The following is a 23,046-nucleotide window of genomic DNA, read 5'->3' on the forward strand; positions in this document are numbered from 1 at the left end:
GCGGCAACACGCCCAGTCGTCACCCGACCGGGCGCGCCGCCCTGAGCCACCCGGCTCACCTCACCGGTTCGTCCGCAGCAGCGTCCGCATCGTCCGCATGGCCACCGACAGGTTCGCCAGGTCGAAGCTGTCCGAGGACTGGATCTCGTCGAGCGTCGCCCGCGCGCGGCCGAGGATCGTGGCGTTCTTCTCCTCCCACGCCTTGAACCGCTGCTCCGGCGTCGAGTCCGCCCCGCCCGCCGACAGCACGTCCGCGGTCAGCAGCGCATGCGCCGCGTACAGGTCCTCGCGGATGGAGGCGCGGGCCATCGACTGCCAGCGGTCCGCCCGCGGCAGCTCGATCACCCGGTCCATCAGCTGGCTGATCTGCACCCGGTCGCCCAGGTCGTAGTAGACCTCGGCGACATCCATCGGGTCCTTCTCCGTACGGTCCGCGACCGCCACGACATCCAGGATCGGGAAGGCCGCCGAGAATCCGGCCACCCGCAGCGCCAGCTCCTCCGGCACCCCGCCGTCCTGCAGCTCGCCGAGAACCTTCTGATACCACTCCAGGTCCGCGCCCTGCAGCGGCTTCGGCAGCACGGCCCACACCTCGGCGACCCGGTCGCGGAAGAAGTCGATGGTCTCCGCCACCTGCAGCGGCTGCGGCCGGTTGTTGAGCAGCCAGCGGGTGCCGCGCTCGACGAGCCGGCGGGAGTGCAGCCTGACCCGGGTCTGGACGTCGGCCGCCACGACATTGTCGAGCGCCTCGACCGCGTCCCAGATGTCGCCGAGCCGGAAGATCTCGCGGGCCGCGGCGTGGGCCCGTACAACCTCTTCCGTGGACGCCCCGGTCTCCTCCTTCAGGCGGTGCAGGAAGGTGGTGCCGCCGGAGTTGATCGTGTCGTTGACCAGCACAGTGGTGATGATCTCGCGGCGCAGGGCATGCGACTTGATCTGCTCCGGGAAGCGCTCCTGCAGCGCCTTCGGGAAGTACGCGAAGAGCAGATGCTCCAGGTACGGGTCGTCCGGGAGCTCGGTGCCGATCAGCTCCTCGGTCATGGTGATCTTGTTGTACGCCAGCAGCACCGCCAGCTCCGGCTGGGTCAGGCCGTGCCCGCCGCTGAGCCGCTCGCGCACCTGCTTGTCGTTCGGCAGGAACTCCAGGGCCCGGTTGAGGCGGCCCTCCTTCGACAGCTTGCGCATCAGCCGCTGGTGGGCGTGGAGCAGGCTCGAGGACTGGGTGACGGCATTGCCGAGCGCGGTGTTCTGCGCGTAGTTGTTGCGCAGCACCAGGGTGCCGACCTCGTCGGTCATCTCGGCGAGGAGCTTGTTGCGCTGCTTGACGGTCATGTCGCCGTCGGCGACGACCGCGTTCAGCAGGATCTTGATGTTCACTTCGTGGTCGGAGGTGTCGACACCCGCGCTGTTGTCGATCGCGTCGGTGTTGACCTTGCCGCCGGCGCCCTCGGGGCCGCCGCTGCGGGCGAACTCGATGCGGCCCAGTTGGGTCGCGCCCAGGTTGCCGCCCTCGCCGATGATCTGCGCGCGGACGTCCTGGCCGTCGACGCGGATGGCGTCATTGGCCTTGTCGCCGACGTCGAGGTTGTTCTCGACCGAGGACTTCACGTACGTGCCGATGCCGCCGTTCCACAGCAGGTCCACGGGGGCCTGCAGGATCGCCTTCATCAGCTCGGCCGGGGTGATCTTGGCGACCGACCCGTCGATGCCGAGGGCCGCGCGCACCTTGGCGTTGAGCGTGATCGACTTGGCCGTACGGGGGTGGATGCCGCCGCCGTCGGAGAGCAGCTTCGTGTCGTAGTCGGCCCAGGAGGAGCGGGGCAGCTCGAAGACGCGGCGGCGCTCGGCATACGAGGTGGCCGGGTCGGGGTCCGGGTCGATGAAGATGTGCCGGTGGTCGAAGGCGGCCACGAGCTTGGTCTGCTCGGAGAGCAGCATGCCATTGCCGAACACGTCGCCGGACATGTCGCCGATGCCGACCGCCGTGAACTCCTCGTTCTGGCAGTCGGTGCCCAGCTCGCGGAAATGCCGCTTGACGGACTCCCAGGCGCCGCGGGCCGTAATGCCCATGCCCTTGTGGTCATAGCCGGCCGAGCCGCCGGAGGCGAAGGCGTCGCCGAGCCAGAAGCCGTAGGCGACCGCGACCTCGTTGGCGATGTCGGAGAAGGTGGCGGTGCCCTTGTCGGCCGCGACCACGAGGTAGGTGTCGTCGCCGTCGTGGCGGACCACGTTCTCGGGGTGCACAACCTGCCCGCCGGCCATGTTGTCCGTGATGTCGAGCATCCCGGAGATGAAGGTCTTGTAGCAGGTGATGCCCTCGGCCAGCCACGCGTCGCGGTCGGCTGCCGGGTCCGGCAGCCGCTTGCCGACGAAGCCGCCCTTGGCGCCGGCCGGGACGATGACGGTGTTCTTGACCTCCTGCGCCTTGACCAGGCCGAGGATCTCCGTACGGAAGTCCTCGCGGCGGTCCGACCAGCGCAGGCCGCCGCGGGCGACCTTGCCGAAGCGCAGGTGGACGCCCTCGACGGTCGGCGAGTACACCCAGATCTCGTACGCGGGCCGGGGCTCCGGCAGGAACGGGATCGCCTGCGGGTCGAGCTTCATCGACACGTAGGCGTGCGGGTGGCCCTGGCTGTCCCTCTGGAAATAGTTGGTGCGCAGGGTCGCCTTGATCATCGTCAGGAAGGAGCGCAGGATGCGGTCCTCGTCCAGCGACGCGACCTGGTCGAGGGCGCCGTCGAGCTCCTCGAGGATGCCGTCGGTGAGCTCGGTGCCGGCCCGCTGGTGCTCGGGCGACATCCGCGCCTGGAAGAGCGAGATCAGCAGGCGGGTGGTGTGCACATTGGTGCGGAGGGTGTCCTCCATGTACGACTGGCTGAAGGAGACGCCCGCCTGGCGCAGGTACTTGGCGTAGGCGCGCAGCACCATCACCTGCCGCCAGTGGAGCCCGGCGGTCAGCACGAGGGCGTTGAAGCGGTCGCTCTCGGCCTCGTGGTTCCAGACCGCGGCGAAGGCGTCCTGGAAGCGCTCGCGGGTGTCCTCGCCGACCTCGAGGCCATTGCCATTGCCCGCCGGGGGCAGCTTCAGGCCGAAGTCCGAGACCCAGGCGGAGGTGCCATCATTGCAGCGCAGCTCGTACGGGCGCTCCTCGACGACCTCGACGCCGAGGTCCTGGAGGACGGGCAGGACCTTGGTGAGCGAGAAGGGGGCCCCTGCGCCGTACACCTTCAGCCGCCGCTCGTCGTGGGCGGCGCCCACCGGCTCGTACAGGCTGAGGGCGAAGCGCTCGCTGCCGCCCGCGGAGGTGAGCCGCTCGAAGTGCTGGAGGTCGGCGACCGCGGTGCGCGGGGTGAAGTCCTCCTTGTAGCCCTCCGGGAAGGAGCCGCCGTACCGGTGGGCGAGCTCGGTGCCGCGCTCCTCGCCGAGCTCGGCGTTGAGCGCCTCGGTGAAGCCGTCGGTCCAGGAGCGGGCGGCGTCGGCGAGGCGCTCCTCGATGCGGTTGACGTCGGCCTCGGTGAGCTCGCGGAGCTCGGTGCCGGGGCGGACGCGGACCACGAAGTGCAGCCGGGAGAGGACCGACTCGGTGTTCCAGGCGGTGAAGTCGACGGAGACGCCGCCCAGTTCCTCCTTGAGGATGTCGATCAGGCGCAGCCGTACGGTCGTGGTGTAGCGGTCGCGGGGGAGGTAGACCAGCGCGGAGTAGTAGCGGCCGTACTCCTCCTGGCGGAGGAAGAGCCGCAGCCGGCGGCGCTCCTGCAGGTACAGCACGGCGGTGGTGATGGACTGCAGCTCGTCCACCGGCGTCTGGAAGAGCTCGTCCCGCGGGTACGTCTCCAGGATCTGGAGGAGGTCGCGGCCGTCGTGGCTGTTGGGCGTGACGCCGGAGCGGGCGAGGACGTCGGCGACCTTGCGGCGGATGACCGGGACGCGGCGGACCGATTCGGTGTACGCGGCCGAGGAGAAGAGGCCGAGGAAGCGGCGCTCGCCGACGACATTGCCGTCCTGGTCGAACTTCTTCACGCCGACGTAGTCGAGGTAGGACGGCCGGTGCACGGTGGCGCGGCTGTTGGCCTTCGTGAGGACGAGCAGCTTGTGCTCGCGGGCCTTGGCGCGGGCGTCGGCGGGGAGGCGGTGGAAGGACTCGGAAGCCGGGACGCCTGCCTTGCTGTCATTGCCGTCGTGCGCTTCCGCGGTGTGTGACGGGTCGGCGCGCAGGATGCCGAGGCCGGTGCCGGGCACGGTGGTGAGCTGGTCGCCGTCGTTCTTGCTGAGCTCGTACTCGCGGTAGCCCAGGAAGGTGAAGTGGTCGGCGGAGAGCCAGCGCAGCAGCTCGCGGGCCTCCTCGACATCGCGCTCCGGCAGGTCCTCGGGGAGCGGCTCGGAGCCCAGGTCCTCGGCGATGCGCAGGGCGCTGTCGCGCATCTTCTGCCAGTCCTCGACGGCCTCGCGGACGTCGGACAGGACGCGGACGAGGTCGGCGGTGATCTGCTTGAGGTCGCTCCGGTCGGTCTCCCGGTCGATCTCGACATGGATCCAGGACTCGACGACCGCGTCGTGCGGGAGCGCCGGGGAGCCGTCGGCGGCGGGCTGCGCGAGATGCGGGTCGCGGCCGGCGTCGAGGACCTCCAGGAGGCGGCCCGTAACGTCGCGGCGGACCACGATCTGCGGGTGGATGACGAGGTGGATGCCGCGGCCCTGGCGGGTCAGCTCATTGGTGACCGAGTCGACCAGGAAGGGCATGTCGTCGGTGACCACCTCGACCACGGAGTGGCTGGACGCCCAGCCGTTCTCCTCGACGGTCGGGGTGTGCACCCGGACGTTCGCGGTGCCCTGCGGCCGGTGCTGGGCCAGGCGGTAGTGCGAGACGGCGGCGCCGAAGACGTCGACCGGGTCGCGGTCGGTGAGGTCGTCGGGCGCGGTGTGCAGGTAGTAGCGCTGGAGGTATGCGGCGAGCGTGTCCGGGTCGAGGCCTTGCCTCTTGTCCCCCTTGTCGCCCTTCTCGGCTACCCGGGCCGCCCGGGTGAGCAGCTCGGCTTTGGCTTCGTCCAGCTTGGTCTGCATGTCCTCATGCTCCTGTCGCGCGCCGTTGCGTGACGAGTGGCGGTTACGTGGATGGGTGCTGCGGTGGCACGCCGTTGCGCGGCGGGGTGACCGCCTTGAAACGACGTTATGCCGGATTCGCGGATGAGCGAGCCGTTATCGGCCATTTGTGACCTAAGGCACCGCAGAGCGGCGTCAGCAGGGGGCTCCGGCTCCTCGCAGGGCGCCGGAAGCGGGGGCGGGGCACCGGTGCCCCGTCGGCCTATCGCGCTGATCACGGGACAAGGCTACTGCCCGCGGGCGGGAGTCCGTCATTGCCTGTGGATAAACAAAACATCGGCCGGAAGTTGGCCGTACCGGCCATGTTGTCAGGCGCCCCCGGCCGGAGCAGGTTGAGGAGGGAGACCGCAGCCATCGCTCATTCCTGGGGAGCCCGCCATGGCAGCAAAGATCCTCATCGTCACCGGCGACGCCGCCGAATCCCTCGAGGTCCTCTACCCGTACCAGCGGCTGCGCGAGGAGGGCTACGACGTCCACATCGCCGCGCCCACCCGCAAGACGCTCCGCTTCGTGGTCCACGACTTCGAGAACGGCTTCGACACGTACACCGAGAAGCCCGGCTACACCTGGCCCGCCGACCTGGCCTTCAACGAGGTCGACCCCGGCCACTACGTGGCCCTGGTGATCCCGGGCGGCCGGGCACCCGAGTACCTGCGCAACGACCCCGAACTGCGCAAGATCGTGAAGGCCTTCTTCGACGGCGACAAGCCGGTGGCGCAGATCTGCCACGGCCCGCTGATGACGGCCGCGGTAGGCGCGCTGGAGGGCCGCCGGGTCACCGCCTATCCCGCGCTGGAGCTCGACATGCAGGGCGCGGGCGCGACCTTCCAGGACGCGGAGGCGGTCGTGGACGGGATGCTGGTGTCCTCGCGGGCCTGGCCCGACCACTCGAAGTGGATGCGCGAATTCCTGACGGTGCTGCGGGCCAAGGCGCCGGTGACGTAAGGCGGAACTGCCGCTACGCCACCAGCTTGTCCGCCGCCGCCACCGCCTCCGCGAGGCTGTCCACCACCGGCACCCCGGCCTGCTCCAGGCTGGTCCGGCTGTGCGAGCCGCCGGTGTAGAGCACCGCGCGGGCGCCGGCGGCAGCGGCGGCCGTGGCGTCGTCCACCGCGTCGCCGATGACGACCGTACGGGCCGGGTCGAGGCCGTCGATGGCGGCGAGGTGGCGCACCATGTGCTCGGCCTTGCCGCCGCCGTTGGGCCCGGTGATGCCGTCGACGCGGACGAAGCGCCCGGCGATGCCGTGCTCGCGCAGCAGCGGTACGAGGCGGTCGTGGGGCGCGAGGGAGCACACCGACTGGGTGAGCCCGGCCGCCTGCCGCCCGGCGAGCAGATCGGCGGCGCCCTCGGCGAGGCGCGCGGCCTCGGCCCGCGCCCAGTAATGCCGGTGGAAGGTCTCGTCCATCACCTTCCACTCGGCGTCGGTGGGCAGCCGCCCCATCAGCCGCTCGTAGAACTTGGGCACCGGGACGCAGTACAGCTCCCGATAGCGCTCCAGGGTGATCTCGGGCAGCCCGAGCTCGGTGAAGGAGGCGTTCGTCGCCCCTATCACCGCGTCGATGTCATGGAAGAGCGTGCCGTTCCAGTCCCAGACCAAGTGCGCCATGCATCGACCGTAGCGCGCGGGTCAGACAATCAGGTGGGGAATTTCCTGCACCCCGAACCAGAGCAGCTCATGGTCGTCTGCGCCGTCCACGGTGAACTGCGCGTCGTCGTCGCCCTGGTCCGCGGCGCCCAGCACGTCCGCGGCGGCGCGGATGTCGGCCTCGGCGTCGTCCGCGTCCACGTGCACCGCGGCGGCGAGCTTCATCGACACCGCCCGGTCGATACGGACCTCGCCGAGCGCCGCCGGGTCGAGGGCGTGGTCGGGGTCGGCGGACGCGGCGCTGTCGGGCACCTCGGCCGCGAGCACCACGCGACGGCGGGGTGCGTCCGGCTCGACGGCGAGCAGCCGCAGGCTGGCGGCGGCGGCGCGGGTGAGCGCGGCGTACTCCAGCTCCTCGATGTTGTCGGAGACATACCACTCGCGCAGCGCCGGAGTCACGGCGTAGCCGGTCAGCGGGGCCGGGCCCAGCTCACCGGCCTTGTGGACATCGGCCAGCGAGGGGAGCGTCAGCGGCAGGTACACGCGCATGGCGCACAGCATACGGTGGCGCCCGGCGGCGCCCGCACTCCGGCGGAAGGGCGGGCCCGTACCCCGTCCGGATGGACCGGCGGACGCTGCAGGACCGTTCCTGTTGCGCGCGGCCGCCCGCCCGGCCCCCGTAACCCCACGGCCCCGCCACCCAGATAGGTGAATTTCCCGGCGCGACCGTGCGACTACGTACGGTCATTGCCGCCCGCCGCGCCGCCCGGCTAGAACTGCTGCCGACCGCAGGGCACGTAGCACGGGGGTGAGCGGCGTGGAGAGAGCACGTACGACAAGGGGACCGGCAGGCCGATCGGCCCGGCCAAGGGCGCTGACCACCCGCCCGCCGGGCCGCCGCGACCCGCGCAGACCGCGCCGCTTCGCCTTCCCCGGCCTGCCGCGCGAGCTCCAGCCCCACGAATGGTTCGCCCAGCGCCTGCTCCTGACCCTGAGCGGCCAGAAGCCGGTCCACTGGATGCTCGGCCACACGGTCGGCGCGGCCTACGAGCAACTGCTGGAACTGACCGAGAACCCACCCCTGCGCGGCCCCTGCCGCCCGGTGCTGGCGCAGTGCAACGGCTACCAGCCGGACCCACGGGCCATCGAGGCCTTCGCCCGCATCGAATACGGCACGAGGGCCCGCGCCCTGGCCTTCCGCCTGGAGCTGGCCGACGACAACCGCTGGCGCTGCGCGGCAGTGGACGTGGGCCCGGGAGTGGGCCACTAAAAGCAACCGGCCGGACCCCCTGCGGGGTCCGGCCGGCGTCGTACTGCCCAAGGGCGTCAGCGCTTCTTGCGCTTCTTGTTATTGCCGCCGCGCTGCTGCTTGCGGCGCTCCGCGCGAGTGAGGCCGTCGGCCGCGGAGCGGACCGGCTCGCCGTCGGTCGAGAGCACGCCCTCCTCGACATCGCCCTGCTCAGAAGGAGCGGAGAAGTGCAGCTCGCTCGGCCGCTGCGGCTGCTCCAGGCCCTTCGCGGTGATGGCCGGGCGGGCGCCCGCGGGCACCGCGTCCTCGACGGTGTCGGCGGGTGCGGCGTCCTGCACCGGCACCTCCTCGACCTGCTGCTCGACCTGGACCTCCAGGTTGAACAGATAGCCGACCGACTCCTCCTTGATGCCGTCCATCATGGCGGTGAACATGTCGTAGCCCTCCCGCTGGTACTCGACCAGCGGGTCCTTCTGCGCCATCGCGCGCAGGCCGATGCCCTCCTGGAGATAGTCCATCTCGTAGAGGTGCTCACGCCACTTCCGGTCGAGGACCGAGAGCACCACCCGGCGCTCCAGCTCGCGCATGATCTCGGAGCCGAGCTCCTTCTCGCGCGCGTCGTACTGCTCGTGGATGTCGTCCTTGATGGCCTCTTCGATGAACTCCGCCGTGATCCCGGCGCGGTCCCCGGCTTCCTCCTCGAGCTGCTCGACGGTCACCGTGACCGGGTACAGCTGCTTGAAGGCGCCCCACAGGCGGTCGACGTCCCACTCCTCGGCGAAGCCCTCCGCGGTCTCCGCCTGGATGTACGCGTCGATGGTGTCGTCCATGAAGTGACGCACCTGCTCGTGCAGGTCCTCACCCTCCAGGACGCGCCGCCGCTCGCCATAGATGACCTCGCGCTGGCGGTTGAGCACCTCGTCGTACTTCAGGACGTTCTTACGCGTCTCGAAGTTCTGCTGCTCGACCTGCGACTGGGCGGAGGCGATGGCGCGGGTGACCATCTTGTTCTCGATCGGGACGTCGTCGGGGACGTTCGCCATGGACATCACGCGCTCGACCATCTGCGCCTTGAAGAGGCGCATCAGGTCGTCGCCGAGCGACAGATAGAAGCGGGACTCGCCCGGGTCGCCCTGACGGCCGGAGCGGCCGCGCAGCTGATTGTCGATACGCCGCGACTCATGCCGCTCGGTGCCCAGCACGTACAGGCCGCCGAGGTCGGTGACCTCGTCGTGCTCGGCCTTGACGGCCTCCTCGGCCCGCTCCAGGGCGGCGGGCAGCGCGGCCGCCCACTTGTCCGGCTGCTCCACCGGGTCGAGTCCGGCCTGGCGCAGCTCGGCCTCGGCGAGGTCGTCGGGGTTGCCGCCGAGCTTGATGTCCGTACCGCGGCCCGCCATGTTCGTCGACACCGTGACGGCGCCCTTGCGGCCCGCCTGGGCGACGATCGAGGCCTCGCGCTGGTGCTGCTTGGCGTTGAGCACCTCGTGCGGCACGCCGCGCTTGGCGAGCTGCTGCGACAGATACTCGGACTTCTCGACCGAGGTGGTGCCGACCAGGACCGGCTGGCCCTTCTCCTGCTTCTCGACGATGTCGTCGACCACCGCGTCGAACTTCGCCGGCTCGGTGCGGTAGATCAGGTCGGCCTGGTCGAGGCGCGCCATGGGGCGGTTGGTCGGGATCGGGACGACGCCCAGCTTGTAGATCTGCTGGAACTCCGCGGCCTCGGTCATGGCCGTACCGGTCATGCCGGAAAGCTTGTCGTAGAGGCGGAAGAAGTTCTGGAGGGTGATCGTGGCGAGCGTCTGGTTCTCGTCCTTGATCTCCACCCCCTCCTTTGCCTCGATCGCCTGGTGCATGCCCTCGTTGTAGCGGCGGCCGGCCAGGACACGGCCTGTGTGCTCGTCGACGATCATGACTTCGCCGTCGATGACGACGTAGTCCTTGTCCTTCTTGAAGAGCTCCTTGGCCTTAATGGCGTTGTTGAGATAGCCGACCAGGGGGGTGTTCACCGACTCGTAGAGGTTGTCGATGCCCAGCCAGTTCTCCACCTTGGAGACGCCGGCCTCATGGATGCCGACGGTGCGCTTCTTCTCATCGACGTCATAGTCACCGGTCTCGGCCTTGCCAAGGCGCACATCGGCGGGCTCGCCCTTGGACAGCCGGGTGACGAGCTTGGCGAAGTCGGCGTACCACTTGGTGGCCTGGTCGGCGGGACCGGAAATGATCAGCGGCGTACGGGCCTCGTCCACCAGGATCGAGTCGACCTCGTCGACGATCGCGTAGTTGTGGCCGCGCTGCACCATCTCGTCCCTCGACCACGCCATGTTGTCGCGCAGATAGTCGAAGCCGAATTCATTGTTGGTGCCGTACGTAATGTCGCAGTTGTACTGCTCGCGCCGCTCCGCGGGCGGCATGTTCGCCATGATGCAGCCGACGGTGAGGCCAAGGAACTTGTGCACCCGACCCATCCACTCGGAGTCGCGCTGCGCCAGATAGTCGTTCGTCGTGACGATGTGCACGCCTTCGCCGGAGAGCGCATTCAGATACGCGGGCAGCGTGCCGACCAGGGTCTTGCCCTCACCGGTCTTCATCTCCGCGACATAGCCCTCGTGCAGCGCGGCGCCGCCCATCATCTGCACGTCGTAGTGGCGCTGGCCCAGCACCCGGCGGGCCGCCTCGCGCACGGCGGCGAAGGCCTCGGGAAGGATGTCGTCCAGGGTCTCGCCCTCGGCGAGCCGCCCCTTGAACTCCTCGGTGAGCTCACGCAGCTCGTCATCCGAGAGGGCCTCGAAATCGGCCTCAATGGAATTGACCTGGTCCGCGGTGCGGTGCAGCTTGCGCAGGATCTTGCCTTCACCTGCACGCATTAGTTTGCCGAAGACGGACACTTGGGCGGGCTCCTTGCCGGTCGGGCCTGGCACGGTCGAGTTCCTTGGCGACCCGTCTTCCGTACGGACCGCATCGGCCATCGTATGCGAGGACGAGGCGGCGCCGGGAGGTGCCGCCGCACCCTGCGCACAGTCGTCCGTACACTCAACGCCCGAAAGGGCCGGAAAGTGCCGGATCTCACGCGATACTCCCTGGCGCGGGTGACCTGACACGCGCAGACTCCGCACATGGACCCGGTATCGCTCACCTCCGAGCGGCTGCTGCTCCGCCCTCCGGAGCCGGCCGACGTGGACGCCGTGCACGCGGCGTGCCAGGACCCCGACATCCAGCGCTGGACGACCGTCCCCGCGCCGTACGAGCTGCGGCACGCGGAAGACTTCGTGCTGCGCATCTGCCCGTCGGGCTGGCGCGACAACACGGTGTACAACTTCGCGGTCACGGTGCGTGAGACCGGGGCGCTGGCCGGCGTCATGGGCCTGGTCGGCATCACCCCTGGCCGGGTGGCGGAGCGGGTCGCCGAGATCGGCTACTGGACCGCAAAGGAACAGCGCGGCCGCGGCTACACGGCGGAAGCCGCGGAGACGGTGGCCCGGTGGGCCTTCGGCCCGCTGAAGGTCGACCGTCTGGAGTGGTACGCGGAGGCCGGCAACGAGGGCTCACGCGCGGTGGCCCGCAAGGCGGGCTTCCAGATGGAGGGCACGCAGCGCTCCCGCCTGGTCCACCGGGGCACGCGGCGGGATGCGTGGGTGGGCTCACTGCTGCCGTCGGACTTGGGCTTGCAGGAGAGCTTGCCGTATTTGCCGGAGAGCTAGGCGGCTCGGCCCCTCCGGGGGAGGGCGTCCCGCAAGGCGGGACGGGCTGGCCCGGGACGTTTCGCGCAGCCGCCCCACCCAGCCCGCACCGAGCACGACCGCCGCGTTGTCAGACCCGAGGCCTAGCCTCGTACGCATGCCGCAGCAGACCCTGACCGCCGACGAAGCCCGCCGCATCGCCCTGCGCGCGCAAGGCTTCCTCGGCGCACCCGACCGCCGCGCAGGCGTTCGCGGCGTCCTCCGCCGCCTGGGCGCCGTCCAGCTCGACACGATCTCCGTGCTGGCCCGCTCCCACGAGCTCATCCCGTACGCCCGCCTGGGCGCTCTCGGCCGCGCGGCCGTCGACGGGGCGTACTGGAGCGGGGAGGGCGCGGCCACCACCTTCGAGTACTGGTCGCACGCCGCCTGCATCCTCCCCATCGAGGAGTACCCCCTCTTCGCCTTCCGCCGCCGCGCCCTTCGCGCGAAGGGCCGCCGCTGGCATCACCTGGAGGATGCCGACCGCGCCTGCGCCCCCATCCTCGACCGCCTCAAGGCCGAGGGCCCACTCACCTCCACGGACCTGGGCGGCGCCAAGAACGGCGGCCCGTGGTGGGACTGGTCGGAGACCAAGATCGCGGTGGAGTGGCTGCTCGACACCGGCGAGGTGGTCTGCACCCAGCGCCGCGGCTGGAAGCGGGTCTATGACCTGGCAGAGCGCGCCATCCCCGCCGACCTGCAGCACGACGACCTTACGGACGAGGAGTGCCTGCGCCGCCTGGTCGCCCAGGCCGGCGCGGCCATGGGCGTGGCCACGCGCGCGGACCTGGCCGACTATCACCGCGTGAAGGCCGACCAGGTGGATGCCGTGATCGCCGATACGGGCCTGGTGCCCGTGGAGGTGGCGGGCTGGGGCAAGCCGGCCTGGGCCGACCCGGCCGCCCTCACCACACCCCCGAAGGGCCGGCATCGCACCACGCTGCTCTCCCCCTTCGACTCACTGATCTGGGACCGCCCGCGCACGGAGCGGATCTTCGGCCTCACCCACCGCCTGGAGGCGTACGTCCCCAAGCCCAAGCGGATACACGGCTATTTCGCGATGCCGGTCCTGGCGGGCGGCAAGCTCGTCGGCCGCGTCGACCCGGCCCGCGAGGGCACGACCCTGGTGGCCCGCCACACCACGCTGGGCGCCGACGCGCCGAACGGCGTGACACCGGCGAAGGCGGTCGTCCCGACCGCGCAGGCAATGGCGGAGGCGGCGAGCTGGGTGGGCGCGACGGACATCCGCATCGAGCGGGTGACACCGTCGGAACACCGGGCTGCGCTGCAGGCGGCGGCGCGGGAAGTGATGGCGTAGCCGGCGTTGCGGAGTTATCCACAGGGGGTCGCAGGACGGTGGCCCGACCCGGCATCGTGCGGGTCATGAAAGCACTGACCGCGCTAATCCTGCCCATCCCCTGCGCAGGCTGCGGGGCGCCACGCGCCGCCCCGCTCTGCCGCCGCTGCACCGACCTCCTGGCGTCCGCGCGCCCCCGCCCCGCGTCGCCGAACCCGCGCCCGTCCGGCTTACCGCGGGTGCACGCCCTGCTTCCCTACGAGGACGAGCCCCGCGCCATGCTCCTGGCCCACAAGGAGCGCGGTGCGTTACGCCTCGCCGCACCCCTGGGCGCCGCTCTGGCGGCTGTGGTGCGCGCGGCGCTGGCGGCGCCCGCCGGGACGGAGCGCGCTGACATGGCGAGCCGGACCGCGGGGCGCACCACCACACGCGGCGCGCCCGTCCTGCTCACCCCCGTCCCCTCCACCCGCCGCTCGGTGGCGCTCCGCGGTCACGACCCCGCCCGCCGGCTGGCCCTCGCCGCGGCAGCGGCATTGCGCCGCGCCGGGGTGCCCGCCCGCACGACCCAGCTGCTCCGGCAACGCCGCCTCGTAGCCGACCAGTCGGGCCTGACCGCCGGTCAGCGGCGGCGCAATCTGCACGGCGCTCTCGAACCGGTCCCGTCCGCCGCCGGACTCCTGGCCGCAGCCGGCGCGGCCGGCGCGGCTGGCGCGACCACCCCGGCCACCACCGCCCCCGGACGGCGCTCCACTCCCACGATCATCCTCGTGGACGACCTGATAACCACCGGCGCCACCCTCACCGAGGCCGCCCGCGCCCTGCGCGACGGCCTGTCCACGGCACCCACCGCCGCAGCCGTGGTGGCAGCGCCGCGGACAGCCTTCGCCTGCGCACAGACTCCGGGCCGCCCACCCAACGCCGAACCGCATCCGTTCGAACCCGTTCGACTCGATCGCAATCTGACCGAAAATTTACGTTTTGCCTGATAGGAAGGGTGAAAGACCACCCGATCGGAGGACGGACCCGACAGGGGGTGCCGCGCCTCTCCCCACGAGCTATGTTCGATTGTGAGGGGTGTGAGGGTGAGGAGCTCTCCGACGGGGGAGGAGGAGGTGAAAACCGGCCCGCCCACCCTGGGACGTGCCGGTAAAGAGAACCCCGAGGCTCCGGCGGTGCCCGGAGCCCAATGCACCAAGGTGCGCCCCATCGTCGCGGGGCGCCCGGAACGGAGTTCTGCGTGGACATCGTCGTCAAGGGCCGCAAGACGGAGGTGCCGGAGCGTTTCCGCCGGCACGTGGCCGAGAAGCTGAAGCTGGACAAGATCCAGAAGTATGACGGCAAGGTGATCAGCCTCGATGTCGAGGTGTCCAAGGAACACAACCCGCGGCAGGCAGAGCACAGCGACCGGGTGGAGATCACGGTCCGCTCCAAGGGCCCGGTGGTCCGCGCGGAGGCGTCCGCCGCCGACCCGTACGCGGCCCTGGACCTCGCGGCGGGCAAGCTCGACGCCCTGCTGCGCAAGCACAAGGACAAGCGCACATCGCGGCGCCCCGGCAAGGCCCGCCGCACGGCAGCCGAGGTCGGCGACGTCGTGGCGAACGCTGCCGCGCTGACCGAGGACGGCCGCCTCGCCACCAACGCCGAGGCCGACTACGCCGCGACCGAGGAGGCTCCGGCCCCGTCCAAGAACGGCCCGCTGGCCGTGGACGGCGACGGCCCGCTCGTGGTCCGCGAAAAGACCCACGCCGCCTCGCCGATGACCCTGGACCAGGCGCTGTACGAGATGGAGCTGGTCGGCCACGACTTCTACCTGTACGTCGACTCCGACAAGAAGATGCCCAGCGTCGTCTACCGCCGCCACGCCTATGACTATGGCGTGATCCACCTCGACCCGTATCCGATCGAGAAGGAGTCACCGTCGGAAGCCGGCGGATCGCTCGGCGGGAGCTGATTCCGGCCATCTGAAACACCACCGGAAGCCTAAATTCCCGCTCCTCGGCGGCGGGGTGCCTCCCCCGCCGCCGAGGCATGAAATCATGTCGTCGCAGGGGTAATCGGCGGACGCCAGGCTGGCGTTCGCTTTCACAGGGGGGAGTGCGATGGCGGAGAGCGTGGAGTCCGTGGCCGAGGAGCCGACGGACGGCGAGGCCGCGGCCGGGCGGCGCGCCGAGCCGATCCGGGTGCTGGTCGTGGACGACCATGAGCTGTTCCGCCGCGGCCTGGAGATCGTGCTGGCGCAGGAGGAGGACATCCAGGTCGTCGGCGAGGCCGGCGACGGCGCCGAAGCCCTCGACAAGGCCGCCGACCTGCTGCCCGACATCGTGCTGATGGACGTCCGGATGCCCAGGCGCGGCGGCATCGAGGCCTGCACCTCCATCAAGGAGGTGGTGCCGAGTGCGAAGATCATCATGCTGACGATCAGCGACGAGGAGGCCGACCTCTACGACGCGATCAAGGCCGGCGCCACCGGCTACCTGCTGAAGGAGATCTCCACCGACGAGGTCTCCGCCGCCATCCGCGCCGTCGCGGACGGCCAGTCGCAGATCAGCCCGTCGATGGCGTCCAAGCTGCTCACCGAGTTCAAGTCGATGATCCAGCGCACCGACGAGCGCCGCCTGGTCCCGGCCCCCCGGCTCACCGACCGCGAGCTCGAGGTCCTCAAGCTGGTGGCCACCGGCATGAACAACCGCGACATCGCCAAAGAGCTCTTCATCAGCGAAAACACCGTGAAGAACCACGTCCGCAACATCCTGGAGAAGCTCCAGCTCCACTCCCGGATGGAAGCCGTGGTCTATGCGATGCGGGAGAAGATCCTCGACGTACGCTGACCGTCACTCCAGACCGGGCGACTAGCCCGGATAGACCGGCGCCGTCCCCTTCTTCGCCACCCGCCGCCAGTCCGCGCCCAGCGGCAGCCGTACGACACCGTCCTCGGAATCCGCGATCAGCGGCAGGTCCGGCCGCTCCGCCGCCGCGATCGCCGTGACCCCGTTCAGCCCGCGCGGCGGCTCCGGCGGCACCGAGCCGTCCGTGTCCACGTACTTCAGCTGCTGCGCACCGCCGGACTCCGTACCCACGATGATCAGCTGGCTCTCCCCGGCCCACGAGAACGCCCGCACGTCCTCCATCCGCGGCGCCGCGTCCTGCAGCTTGGCGACCAGCAGCTTGCCGTCCGACCTCATCATGATCGAGCCGAGCTGCAGCGTCGTCCGCCCATCGTGCCTGACCAGCAGCGCGATCCGCGCTCCCTCCGCCGACACCCGAAGCGACTCGATACGCCCCTCGAACTGAGGCAGCAGCACCTCTTCGGCCTTGGCCCGGCCTTCATCCCGCAGCCGGTACAGCGTCGAGCCCTCCGCCGTACGGTCCGCCACCCACACGTCCCCGGACGCGTCCCAGCTCGGCGCGGTCAGCCCGCGGTCGTCGCCGGTCCGCTTGGACTTGCTGGTCAGCTCCGGGTCCTTCAGCTTCTCGTCGGTGTCGACCGGCGCCACATACATCTTCGTGCCGTCCTCGGACACCGCCGCCGCGTCGCGCTCATCGCGCGCCACGCCGACCGAGCGCAGCTTCACCCCGTCCTCGCCGTCCTCGCCCAGCGGCCCGGACACCCGCTCCGGCGTGACGTCGGCATCGACATCGACACTCGTCGGCAGCTTCGACAGCCGGTGGTCGTCGTCGATGAAGTACTGGTGGGACAGCGGACCGAACCACCGCTCCGGCCGCGCATCCCGCGCCTGCGCGGCGGTGACCCCGCACAGCGCCTTGCCGTCGGCCCGCTCCAGCTCCACCTTCGCCAGCTCACGGGTCTGGCTCTTGGCCGTGTAGTACACCTGCTTCGCCGCCGCCCGACAGGCATCGCCCGACAGCCGCTTCTTCGACGCCAGCTTCAGCCGCACCCGCAGCACATCCCCGTCCGGCGCGAGCGACTTCCCGACGAGCTCCGTCCCGCCCGGGATCGGGTTCGCCACCGCGGGCTGCAGCTGCTCGCCGGGCCCGTCCAGCAGCGACTCCACGGCATCGGTGAGGTCAAGACCGCGCCGTACGTACACCGGCTCGGGCACCAGGCTCTCCTTGTGCACCGCGCCGAAGTAGTACTTCTCGGCCTGCAGATACGTCCGGTGGAAGTTCCCCTCCCCCAGCACCAGCCCCTGCGGCGGCTGGGAAATACGCCACTCACCCTCGCCGTCCTGGCGGAGCTCGATGTCCTTCCGGTACTCCCGCTCGCTGGAGGCATAGGAATTGTGCCCGTCGACGACCGCCAGCTGCGTGCCGGTCAGCCGGACGCGGACCGTCTTGCCCTCGCCGCGCGCATTGACGTCGCCCTGCCCCGCCGGCGTCAGCTCGCGCGGGCTGGGCTCATCGCGCAGCACCGTCGTCTTCTGCGGCTGCCAGCTCGCCCGCTCGTCCTTCGTCAGATAGCGCTTCGCGGTGCGGAAGTCCTTCTCATTGGCCATCAGCGCCTCGAGGAAGCCGCTGACGATCTGCGTCGGCTCCATCCCGTCCTCCGGCGGCTGCGGATCCACCCGCACCTGCTGCTGCTCCGGCCCCTGGGACGCCGAAGGCCCCGGCGGCACATCCCCGCTGTCCGGCATGGAGGCGCACCCGGCCACCACGGCCCCGCAGGCAAGCAGGGCCAGCCCCCGCACTCCACCCCGAAGCCCCGCACCGCTACCGAGCACCGCCATCCCCTTCCCCGGCCCGCGCCTCAGCGCCCCGCTCCCGCTCATCCGCCCGGGAGCCCCGCGCGTCCGCCCCGGAACCGGGCTCATCCGTCCCGAACCCCCGCTCGCCATTCCTGCGCACCGGCGTCCCGTTCCCCGGCAGCGCCGTCGGGTCGGCCGCGGCATGCCCGCGGCCCTGCGCCGGTACGGCGCTGAGCAGCCCCGCGCCGCGCGCCGGACCGGCCTGGGCGCCGAGCGCGCGCGCCTCCCGCTCGCGCAGCTCGCGATGCGCCCGCGAGTCCTCCGGCTCCAGCGGTATCGGCGAACCGCGCAGCGGCTCCCCCACCGTCCGCGGCAGCGTCAGCCGGAACTGCGAGCCGCCGCCCGGCTCCCCCCACGCCTGCAGCCAGCCGCCATGCAGCCGCGCATCCTCGACCGCGATGGAAAGCCCCAGGCCAGTGCCGCCGGTGGTACGGGCCCGCGCCGGATCCGCCCGCCAGAAGCGGTTGAACACCCGCGTCGCCTCCCCCGGCTTCAGCCCGACCCCGTAGTCCCGTACGGCCACGGCCACCGCACCCCCGGCCGCCCCCAGCCGCACCACGACATCCCGCCCGTCGCCGTGCTCCACAGCATTGACGACCAGATTCCGCAGCACCCGCTCCACCCGCCGGGCATCCGCCTCGACGATCACCGGCTGCGCGTCGCCCCGTACGAGAACGGCGCTGCCCTTCCGCTCCGCCAGCGGCAGCGCGCCGTCCACGACCCGCCGCACCACATCCCGCAGGTCGACCGGCTCCGCCTCCAGCGCCGCCGCCCCCGCGTCGAAGCGGCTGATCTCCAGCAGATCGCTCAGCAGCGACTCGAACCGGTCCAGCTGATCCAGCAGCAGCTCCGCCGACCGCGCCGTCACCGGGTCGAAGTCCTCCCGGCCCTCATGGATCACGTCCGCGGCCATCCGCACGGTCGTCAGCGGCGTCCGCAGCTCATGCGATACGTCGGAGACAAACCGCCGCTGCATCCGCGACAGATCCTCCAACTGCTGAATCTTCTGCTGCAGGTTCTGCGCCATCTTGTTGAAGGACTCACCGAGCCGCGCGATGTCGTCCTCGCCGGTGACCTTCATCCGCTCCTGCAGCCGCCCGGCCGCCAGCCGCTCGGAGATCCCCGCGGCCATCCGTACGGGCGTGACCACCTGGCGCACCACCAGCCAGGCGATGGCGCCGAGCAGCACCACCACGAACACGCCGGCCGAGGCAAGGGTGCCCTTGACCAGGCTGAGCGTCTTCTCCTCCTGCGTGAACGGGAAGACGTAGTAGAGCTGATACCGCCCGCCGTTCGGATCCCGCATCAGCTTGCCGACGATCAGCGAGGCCACGCCGTCCTCGGAGCCCTCGCTGTAGTAGGCCCGCCCGTAGCGCTGGACCACATCGCCCTCTTCGACCTCCTGGCGCAGGTCACGCGGGAGGCTGAGGCCGAGCTTGCCCTGGTCGAGGTCGATGAAGCGGGTGCCCCGCGGCAGATTCCCGGCGCCGTTGTCGACATCGGAACTCATGGTCACGACGGAATACACGCCTTTACCGCTGCTCTGCAGGTCCTCCACCAGGCTGTTGAGCCAGTCGACAGTGGTCGCCTTGGCCGCGCCGCCCTGCCTGCCGGTGGTCCCGCTGTCCCTGCCCGGCCGCTCGGCGGCTCGCTCGGCGGCCTGGAAGCCGCCGTCCACCTGCACCTGGGCGGTCTGCAGCTTCGCGTCCCGCAGCCCGTTCCGCACCTGTCCGATGACGACGATCCCGAGCAGCAGGACCACGCCTATGGACATCAGCAGGGTGGTGGCGACCACCCGCACCTGGATATTGCGCCGCCACAGCCTGAGCGCAGGCAGCAGCGGCCGTCGCACCCAGCGCAGCAGCAGCCGGAGCACTGGCTGCATCGGACCGCCGGACGCGCCGTCCTGCAGCAGCAGCCTCGACACTGTCTTCCGGTCCCGTTATCCCGGCCCGGCCTTGTAGCCGACGCCGCGCACGGTCACCACGATCTCAGGACGCTCCGGGTCCTTCTCGACCTTGGACCGCAGCCGCTGCACATGCACATTGACCAGCCGGGTGTCGGCCGCATGCCGATAGCCCCAGACCTGCTCCAGCAACACCTCGCGGGTGAACACCTGCCAGGGCTTCCGGGCCAGCGCAACCAGCAGATCGAACTCCAGCGGGGTCAGCGCGATCTGCTGCCCTTCCCGCTTCACGGAGTGCCCGGCGACGTCGATCACAAGATCGCCGATGGCCAGCTGCTCCGGCACCGGCTCCTCGGACCTGCGCAGCCGCGCCCGGATCCGGGCGACCAGCTCCTTGGGCTTGAATGGCTTGACGATGTAGTCATCGGCCCCCGACTCGAGCCCGACAACAACATCCACGGTGTCGCTCTTGGCGGTGAGCATCACGATCGGCACGCCGGACTCGGCGCGGATCAGCCTGCACACCTCGATGCCGTCCCTGCCGGGCAGCATCAGGTCGAGCAGCACCAGATCCGGCTTGGTCTCCCGGAAGGCGGCCAGCGCCTTGTCGCCGTCGGCCACGAACGATGGCTCAAAACCCTCGCCACGCAGCACGATGCCGAGCATCTCCGCCAGTGCGGTGTCGTCATCGACGACGAGAACGCGTCCCTTCATATGCACATCATTCCATTGCTGGTGGCGCGCCCGGTAGCTTGGTGATCCCCGTCACGTTTACGGATCACCCGGTCCCCACTCCCGCAAACACCCAGCGGCATCGCGGCTGACCGCCCGCAGGCGGTGGACCGCACGGGAGTTGGCGCGCCTCGGCCCCCGCGGCGACCCCCGTGCTGCAGATGATCAGCTCATCCCAGTGACCCGAATCACCAGCCACCTTAGCGCGCGGACGGAACTTTCCGGCCTACCTGTGGATAACCGGGGTACACAGCCCCGCCAGCGCAGCAGCACCAACGGGCGAGGCCACACCACGCTCGGTGACGATCGCGGTAATCAGCTCCGGCGGCGTCACATCAAAGGCCGGGTTGTACGCCTGCGTGCCCAGCGGCGCGACCGGGACCCCGCCACCGGCCTGCGAAATCTCGCCGGCGAGCGTCTGCGGGGCCGTGAACTCGGTGATCTCACTCCCCGGCCGCTGCTCGATCTCGATCGCGGCCCCGTCGGGCGTGTCGATATCGACGGTAGTGGTGGGCGCGACGACGATGAACGGCACGCCATGGTGCTTCGCCAGCACCGCCAGCGGATACGACCCGACCTTGTTGGCGGTCGACCCATCTGCGGCGATCCGGTCCGCCCCGATCAGCACCGCATCGACCTCACCGGCGGCAAACAGCGACCCCGCCGCATTGTCGGCAAGCAGCGTGTACGGCATGCCGGCCCGCGCCGCCTCGTACGCCGTCAGCCGCGAGCCCTGCAGCAGCGGCCGCGTCTCGTCGACCCACAGCCGGCGCAGCTCACCGGCCCGGTGCGCCGCGAGGACGACCGCGAGCGCGGTGCCGTCCCCGCCGGAGACCAGCTGTCCGGTATTGCAGTGCGTCAGCAGCCGGAACCCGCCACCGCTGCTGAGCTCCCCGAGCAGCCGCAGCCCGTGCTCCGCCATCCGCGCGCTCCCGCGGGCGTCCTCGGCATGCAGCTCCCGCGCCTCGTCCAGCGCGGCCATGGCGGCCTGCGCCTGCGTCCCGCCCTCCTGGAGCACTGCCCGATACGCGTCGGCGGCCCGCCGCACCCCGTAGGCCAGATTTACGGCGGTGGGCCGGGCGCCGGCCAGATGCTCGGCGGCCTCCTCGACGTCGTATCCGCGGGCGGCGGCGAGGGCGACCCCGTACGCGCCGGCGATGCCGAGCAGCGGGGCACCGCGGACCGCGAGACTCTGGATCGCCTGCACAAGCCCCGGCACATCCGTACAGGCGAGCTCGACCTCCTCGACGGGCAGCCGGGTCTGATCCAACAGGACCAGAACGGGCCCACCCACGTGCTCATCGGGTGCTTCCCAGCGCAGTGCGGCGAACTCTTCGGCCATCCCTCCAGTCTCCATGCAACGCAGAAACGCCTCAACCCCCGGCACGAGACCGGGGGTTGAGGCGTTTTGAAGTATTGTTCGGCGGCGACCTACTCTCCCACACAGTCCCCTGTGCAGTACCATCGGCGCGGAAAGGCTTAGCTTCCGGGTTCGGAATGTAACCGGGCGTTTCCCTGACGCTATGACCACCGAAACACTATGAAACACACAAACCGGAGCACCCGACCTGGGGTGCTGCGAGACGGTTGTTGTCTCAGAAACCAGACAGTGGACGCGAGCAGCTATGGACAAGTCCTCGGCCTATTAGTACCAGTCAACTCCACCCCTTACAGGGCTTCCATATCTGGCCTATCAACCCAGTCGTCTACTGGGAGCCTTAACCCCTCAAGGGGGTGGGAGTCCTCATCTCGAAGCAGGCTTCCCGCTTAGATGCTTTCAGCGGTTATCCTTTCCGAACGTAGCCAACCAGCCATGCCCTTGGCAGAACAACTGGCACACCAGAGGTCCGTCCGTCCCGGTCCTCTCGTACTAGGGACAGCCCTTCTCAAGACTCCTACGCGCACAGCGGATAGGGACCGAACTGTCTCACGACGTTCTAAACCCAGCTCGCGTGCCGCTTTAATGGGCGAACAGCCCAACCCTTGGGACCGACTCCAGCCCCAGGATGCGACGAGCCGACATCGAGGTGCCAAACCATCCCGTCGATATGGACTCTTGGGGAAGATCAGCCTGTTATCCCCGGGGTACCTTTTATCCGTTGAGCGACGGCGCTTCCACAAGCCACCGCCGGATCACTAGTCCCGACTTTCGTCCCTGCTCGACCCGTCAGTCTCACAGTCAAGCTCCCTTGTGCACTTACACTCACCACCTGATTACCAACCAGGCTGAGGGAACCTTTGGGCGCCTCCGTTACTCTTTGGGAGGCAACCGCCCCAGTTAAACTACCCACCAGACACTGTCCCTGATCCGGATCACGGACCGAGGTTAGACATCCAGCACGACCAGAGTGGTATTTCAACGACGACTCCACCCATACTGGCGTATGAGTTTCAAAGTCTCCCACCTATCCTACACAAGCCGAACCGAACACCAATATCAAGCTATAGTAAAGGTCCCGGGGTCTTTCCGTCCTGCTGCGCGAAACGAGCATCTTTACTCGTAGTGCAATTTCACCGGGCCTATGGTTGAGACAGTCGAGAAGTCGTTACGCCATTCGTGCAGGTCGGAACTTACCCGACAAGGAATTTCGCTACCTTAGGATGGTTATAGTTACCACCGCCGTTTACTGGCGCTTAAGTTCTCAGCTTCGCATGATCGAAACCACGCTAACCGGTCCCCTTAACGTTCCAGCACCGGGCAGGCGTCAGTCCGTATACATCGCCTTACGGCTTCGCACGGACCTGTGTTTTT

At 69.8% G+C, this 23,046-nt stretch carries 15 protein-coding genes and 2 rRNA genes (1 of these 17 running past the window's edge); 7 read left to right on the forward strand and 10 right to left on the reverse strand.

Going from position 1 to position 23,046, the window contains the following annotated elements; all coding sequences use genetic code 11:
• Positions 1–60 precede the first annotated feature (60 nt).
• Positions 61–5,061 (reverse strand): NAD-glutamate dehydrogenase, encoded by a 5,001-nt coding sequence (locus ACNNMR_RS16925; RefSeq protein ID WP_419995447.1) that lies wholly within the window; start codon positions 5,059–5,061, stop codon positions 61–63.
• A 417-nt stretch (positions 5,062–5,478) separates the two neighbouring features.
• Here ACNNMR_RS16925 and ACNNMR_RS16930 point away from each other — a divergent pair, with 417 nt between their 5' ends.
• Positions 5,479–6,045, forward strand: a complete 567-nt coding sequence (locus tag ACNNMR_RS16930; RefSeq protein WP_419995448.1) for a DJ-1/PfpI family protein — start codon at positions 5,479–5,481, stop codon at positions 6,043–6,045.
• Between the two features lie 13 nt (positions 6,046–6,058).
• Here ACNNMR_RS16930 and ACNNMR_RS16935 read toward each other — a convergent pair whose 3' ends face one another.
• Both ACNNMR_RS16935 and ACNNMR_RS16940 read right to left on the reverse strand, forming a co-directional pair.
• Entirely contained in the window at positions 6,059–6,709 is a 651-nt protein-coding gene (locus tag ACNNMR_RS16935; protein WP_419995449.1) for an HAD family hydrolase, read from the reverse strand.
• A gap of 21 nt (positions 6,710–6,730) precedes the next feature.
• Positions 6,731–7,237 (reverse strand): DUF6912 family protein, encoded by a 507-nt coding sequence (locus tag ACNNMR_RS16940; RefSeq protein ID WP_419995450.1) that lies wholly within the window; start codon positions 7,235–7,237, stop codon positions 6,731–6,733.
• Between the two features lie 268 nt (positions 7,238–7,505).
• On the opposite strand from ACNNMR_RS16940, the gene ACNNMR_RS16945 reads away from it, so the two are divergent.
• Complete coding sequence (locus tag ACNNMR_RS16945) at positions 7,506–7,958, forward strand: Rv3235 family protein (protein WP_419995451.1); 453 nt, start codon at positions 7,506–7,508, stop codon at positions 7,956–7,958.
• A 56-nt stretch (positions 7,959–8,014) separates the two neighbouring features.
• Here ACNNMR_RS16945 and secA read toward each other — a convergent pair whose 3' ends face one another.
• On the reverse strand, positions 8,015–10,825 hold the full coding sequence (secA, locus tag ACNNMR_RS16950; RefSeq protein ID WP_420000388.1) for a preprotein translocase subunit SecA: 2,811 nt from the start codon (positions 10,823–10,825) through the stop codon (positions 8,015–8,017).
• A gap of 228 nt (positions 10,826–11,053) precedes the next feature.
• Here secA and ACNNMR_RS16955 point away from each other — a divergent pair, with 228 nt between their 5' ends.
• The 5 genes from ACNNMR_RS16955 to ACNNMR_RS16975 all read left to right on the forward strand — a co-directional run bounded on the left by ACNNMR_RS16955 (position 11,054) and on the right by ACNNMR_RS16975 (position 15,781).
• Positions 11,054–11,638, forward strand: coding sequence for a GNAT family N-acetyltransferase (locus ACNNMR_RS16955; protein WP_419995452.1), 585 nt, complete (start codon positions 11,054–11,056; stop codon positions 11,636–11,638).
• Positions 11,639–11,774: 136 nt separating this feature from the next.
• Complete coding sequence (locus ACNNMR_RS16960) at positions 11,775–12,974, forward strand: winged helix-turn-helix domain-containing protein (RefSeq protein WP_419995453.1); 1,200 nt, start codon at positions 11,775–11,777, stop codon at positions 12,972–12,974.
• Positions 12,975–13,039: 65 nt separating this feature from the next.
• Entirely contained in the window at positions 13,040–13,939 is a 900-nt protein-coding gene (locus tag ACNNMR_RS16965; protein ID WP_419995454.1) for a ComF family protein, read from the forward strand.
• 251 nt (positions 13,940–14,190) lie between these two features.
• A complete protein-coding gene (gene hpf / locus ACNNMR_RS16970; protein WP_419995455.1) occupies positions 14,191–14,904 on the forward strand; it encodes a ribosome hibernation-promoting factor, HPF/YfiA family in 714 nt (237 codons plus the stop codon).
• A gap of 148 nt (positions 14,905–15,052) precedes the next feature.
• Positions 15,053–15,781 carry a response regulator gene (locus tag ACNNMR_RS16975; protein WP_419995456.1) on the forward strand — a complete coding sequence of 243 codons (729 nt, stop codon included), beginning with the start codon at positions 15,053–15,055 and terminating at the stop codon, positions 15,779–15,781.
• 21 nt (positions 15,782–15,802) lie between these two features.
• Here ACNNMR_RS16975 and ACNNMR_RS16980 read toward each other — a convergent pair whose 3' ends face one another.
• The 6 genes from ACNNMR_RS16980 to ACNNMR_RS17005 all read right to left on the reverse strand — a co-directional run.
• Positions 15,803–17,545 (reverse strand): LpqB family beta-propeller domain-containing protein, encoded by a 1,743-nt coding sequence (locus tag ACNNMR_RS16980; protein ID WP_419995457.1) that lies wholly within the window; start codon positions 17,543–17,545, stop codon positions 15,803–15,805.
• Positions 17,546–17,621: 76 nt separating this feature from the next.
• A complete protein-coding gene (gene mtrB, locus ACNNMR_RS16985) occupies positions 17,622–19,541 on the reverse strand; it encodes an MtrAB system histidine kinase MtrB (protein WP_420000389.1) in 1,920 nt (639 codons plus the stop codon).
• Between the two features lie 57 nt (positions 19,542–19,598).
• Positions 19,599–20,276, reverse strand: a complete 678-nt coding sequence (gene mtrA / locus ACNNMR_RS16990; RefSeq protein ID WP_165244640.1) for a two-component system response regulator MtrA — start codon at positions 20,274–20,276, stop codon at positions 19,599–19,601.
• 244 nt (positions 20,277–20,520) lie between these two features.
• Positions 20,521–21,636, reverse strand: coding sequence for an S-methyl-5-thioribose-1-phosphate isomerase (gene mtnA / locus ACNNMR_RS16995; protein WP_419995458.1), 1,116 nt, complete (start codon positions 21,634–21,636; stop codon positions 20,521–20,523).
• A gap of 76 nt (positions 21,637–21,712) precedes the next feature.
• Positions 21,713–21,829 (reverse strand): 5S ribosomal RNA (gene rrf / locus ACNNMR_RS17000).
• Positions 21,830–21,919: 90 nt separating this feature from the next.
• Positions 21,920–23,046 (reverse strand): 23S ribosomal RNA (locus ACNNMR_RS17005); it runs 1,996 nt beyond the window's last position.

This window comes from Streptomyces boninensis (assembly GCF_048572725.1).
In the GTDB taxonomy this organism is placed as follows: domain Bacteria; phylum Actinomycetota; class Actinomycetes; order Streptomycetales; family Streptomycetaceae; genus Streptomyces; species Streptomyces boninensis.

Bases quoted from the DNA above. Each gene is read 5' to 3' on its own strand.
- mtrB (WP_420000389.1), bottom strand. From the start codon at position 19,541: ATGCAGCCAGTGCTCCGGCTGCTGCTGCGCTGGGTGCGACGGCCGCTG.
- ACNNMR_RS16935 (WP_419995449.1), bottom strand. From the start codon at position 6,709: ATGGCGCACTTGGTCTGGGACTGGAACGGCACGCTCTTCCATGACATC.
- mtrA (WP_165244640.1), bottom strand. From the start codon at position 20,276: ATGAAGGGACGCGTTCTCGTCGTCGATGACGACACCGCACTGGCGGAG.
- mtnA (WP_419995458.1), bottom strand. From the start codon at position 21,636: ATGGCCGAAGAGTTCGCCGCACTGCGCTGGGAAGCACCCGATGAGCAC.
- ACNNMR_RS16980 (WP_419995457.1), bottom strand. From the start codon at position 17,545: ATGCCGGACAGCGGGGATGTGCCGCCGGGGCCTTCGGCGTCCCAGGGG.
- ACNNMR_RS16960 (WP_419995453.1), top strand. From the start codon at position 11,775: ATGCCGCAGCAGACCCTGACCGCCGACGAAGCCCGCCGCATCGCCCTG.
- ACNNMR_RS16975 (WP_419995456.1), top strand. From the start codon at position 15,053: ATGGCGGAGAGCGTGGAGTCCGTGGCCGAGGAGCCGACGGACGGCGAG.
- ACNNMR_RS16930 (WP_419995448.1), top strand. From the start codon at position 5,479: ATGGCAGCAAAGATCCTCATCGTCACCGGCGACGCCGCCGAATCCCTC.
- ACNNMR_RS16925 (WP_419995447.1), bottom strand. From the start codon at position 5,061: ATGCAGACCAAGCTGGACGAAGCCAAAGCCGAGCTGCTCACCCGGGCG.
- ACNNMR_RS16955 (WP_419995452.1), top strand. From the start codon at position 11,054: ATGGACCCGGTATCGCTCACCTCCGAGCGGCTGCTGCTCCGCCCTCCG.
- ACNNMR_RS16940 (WP_419995450.1), bottom strand. From the start codon at position 7,237: ATGCGCGTGTACCTGCCGCTGACGCTCCCCTCGCTGGCCGATGTCCAC.
- ACNNMR_RS16965 (WP_419995454.1), top strand. From the start codon at position 13,040: ATGAAAGCACTGACCGCGCTAATCCTGCCCATCCCCTGCGCAGGCTGC.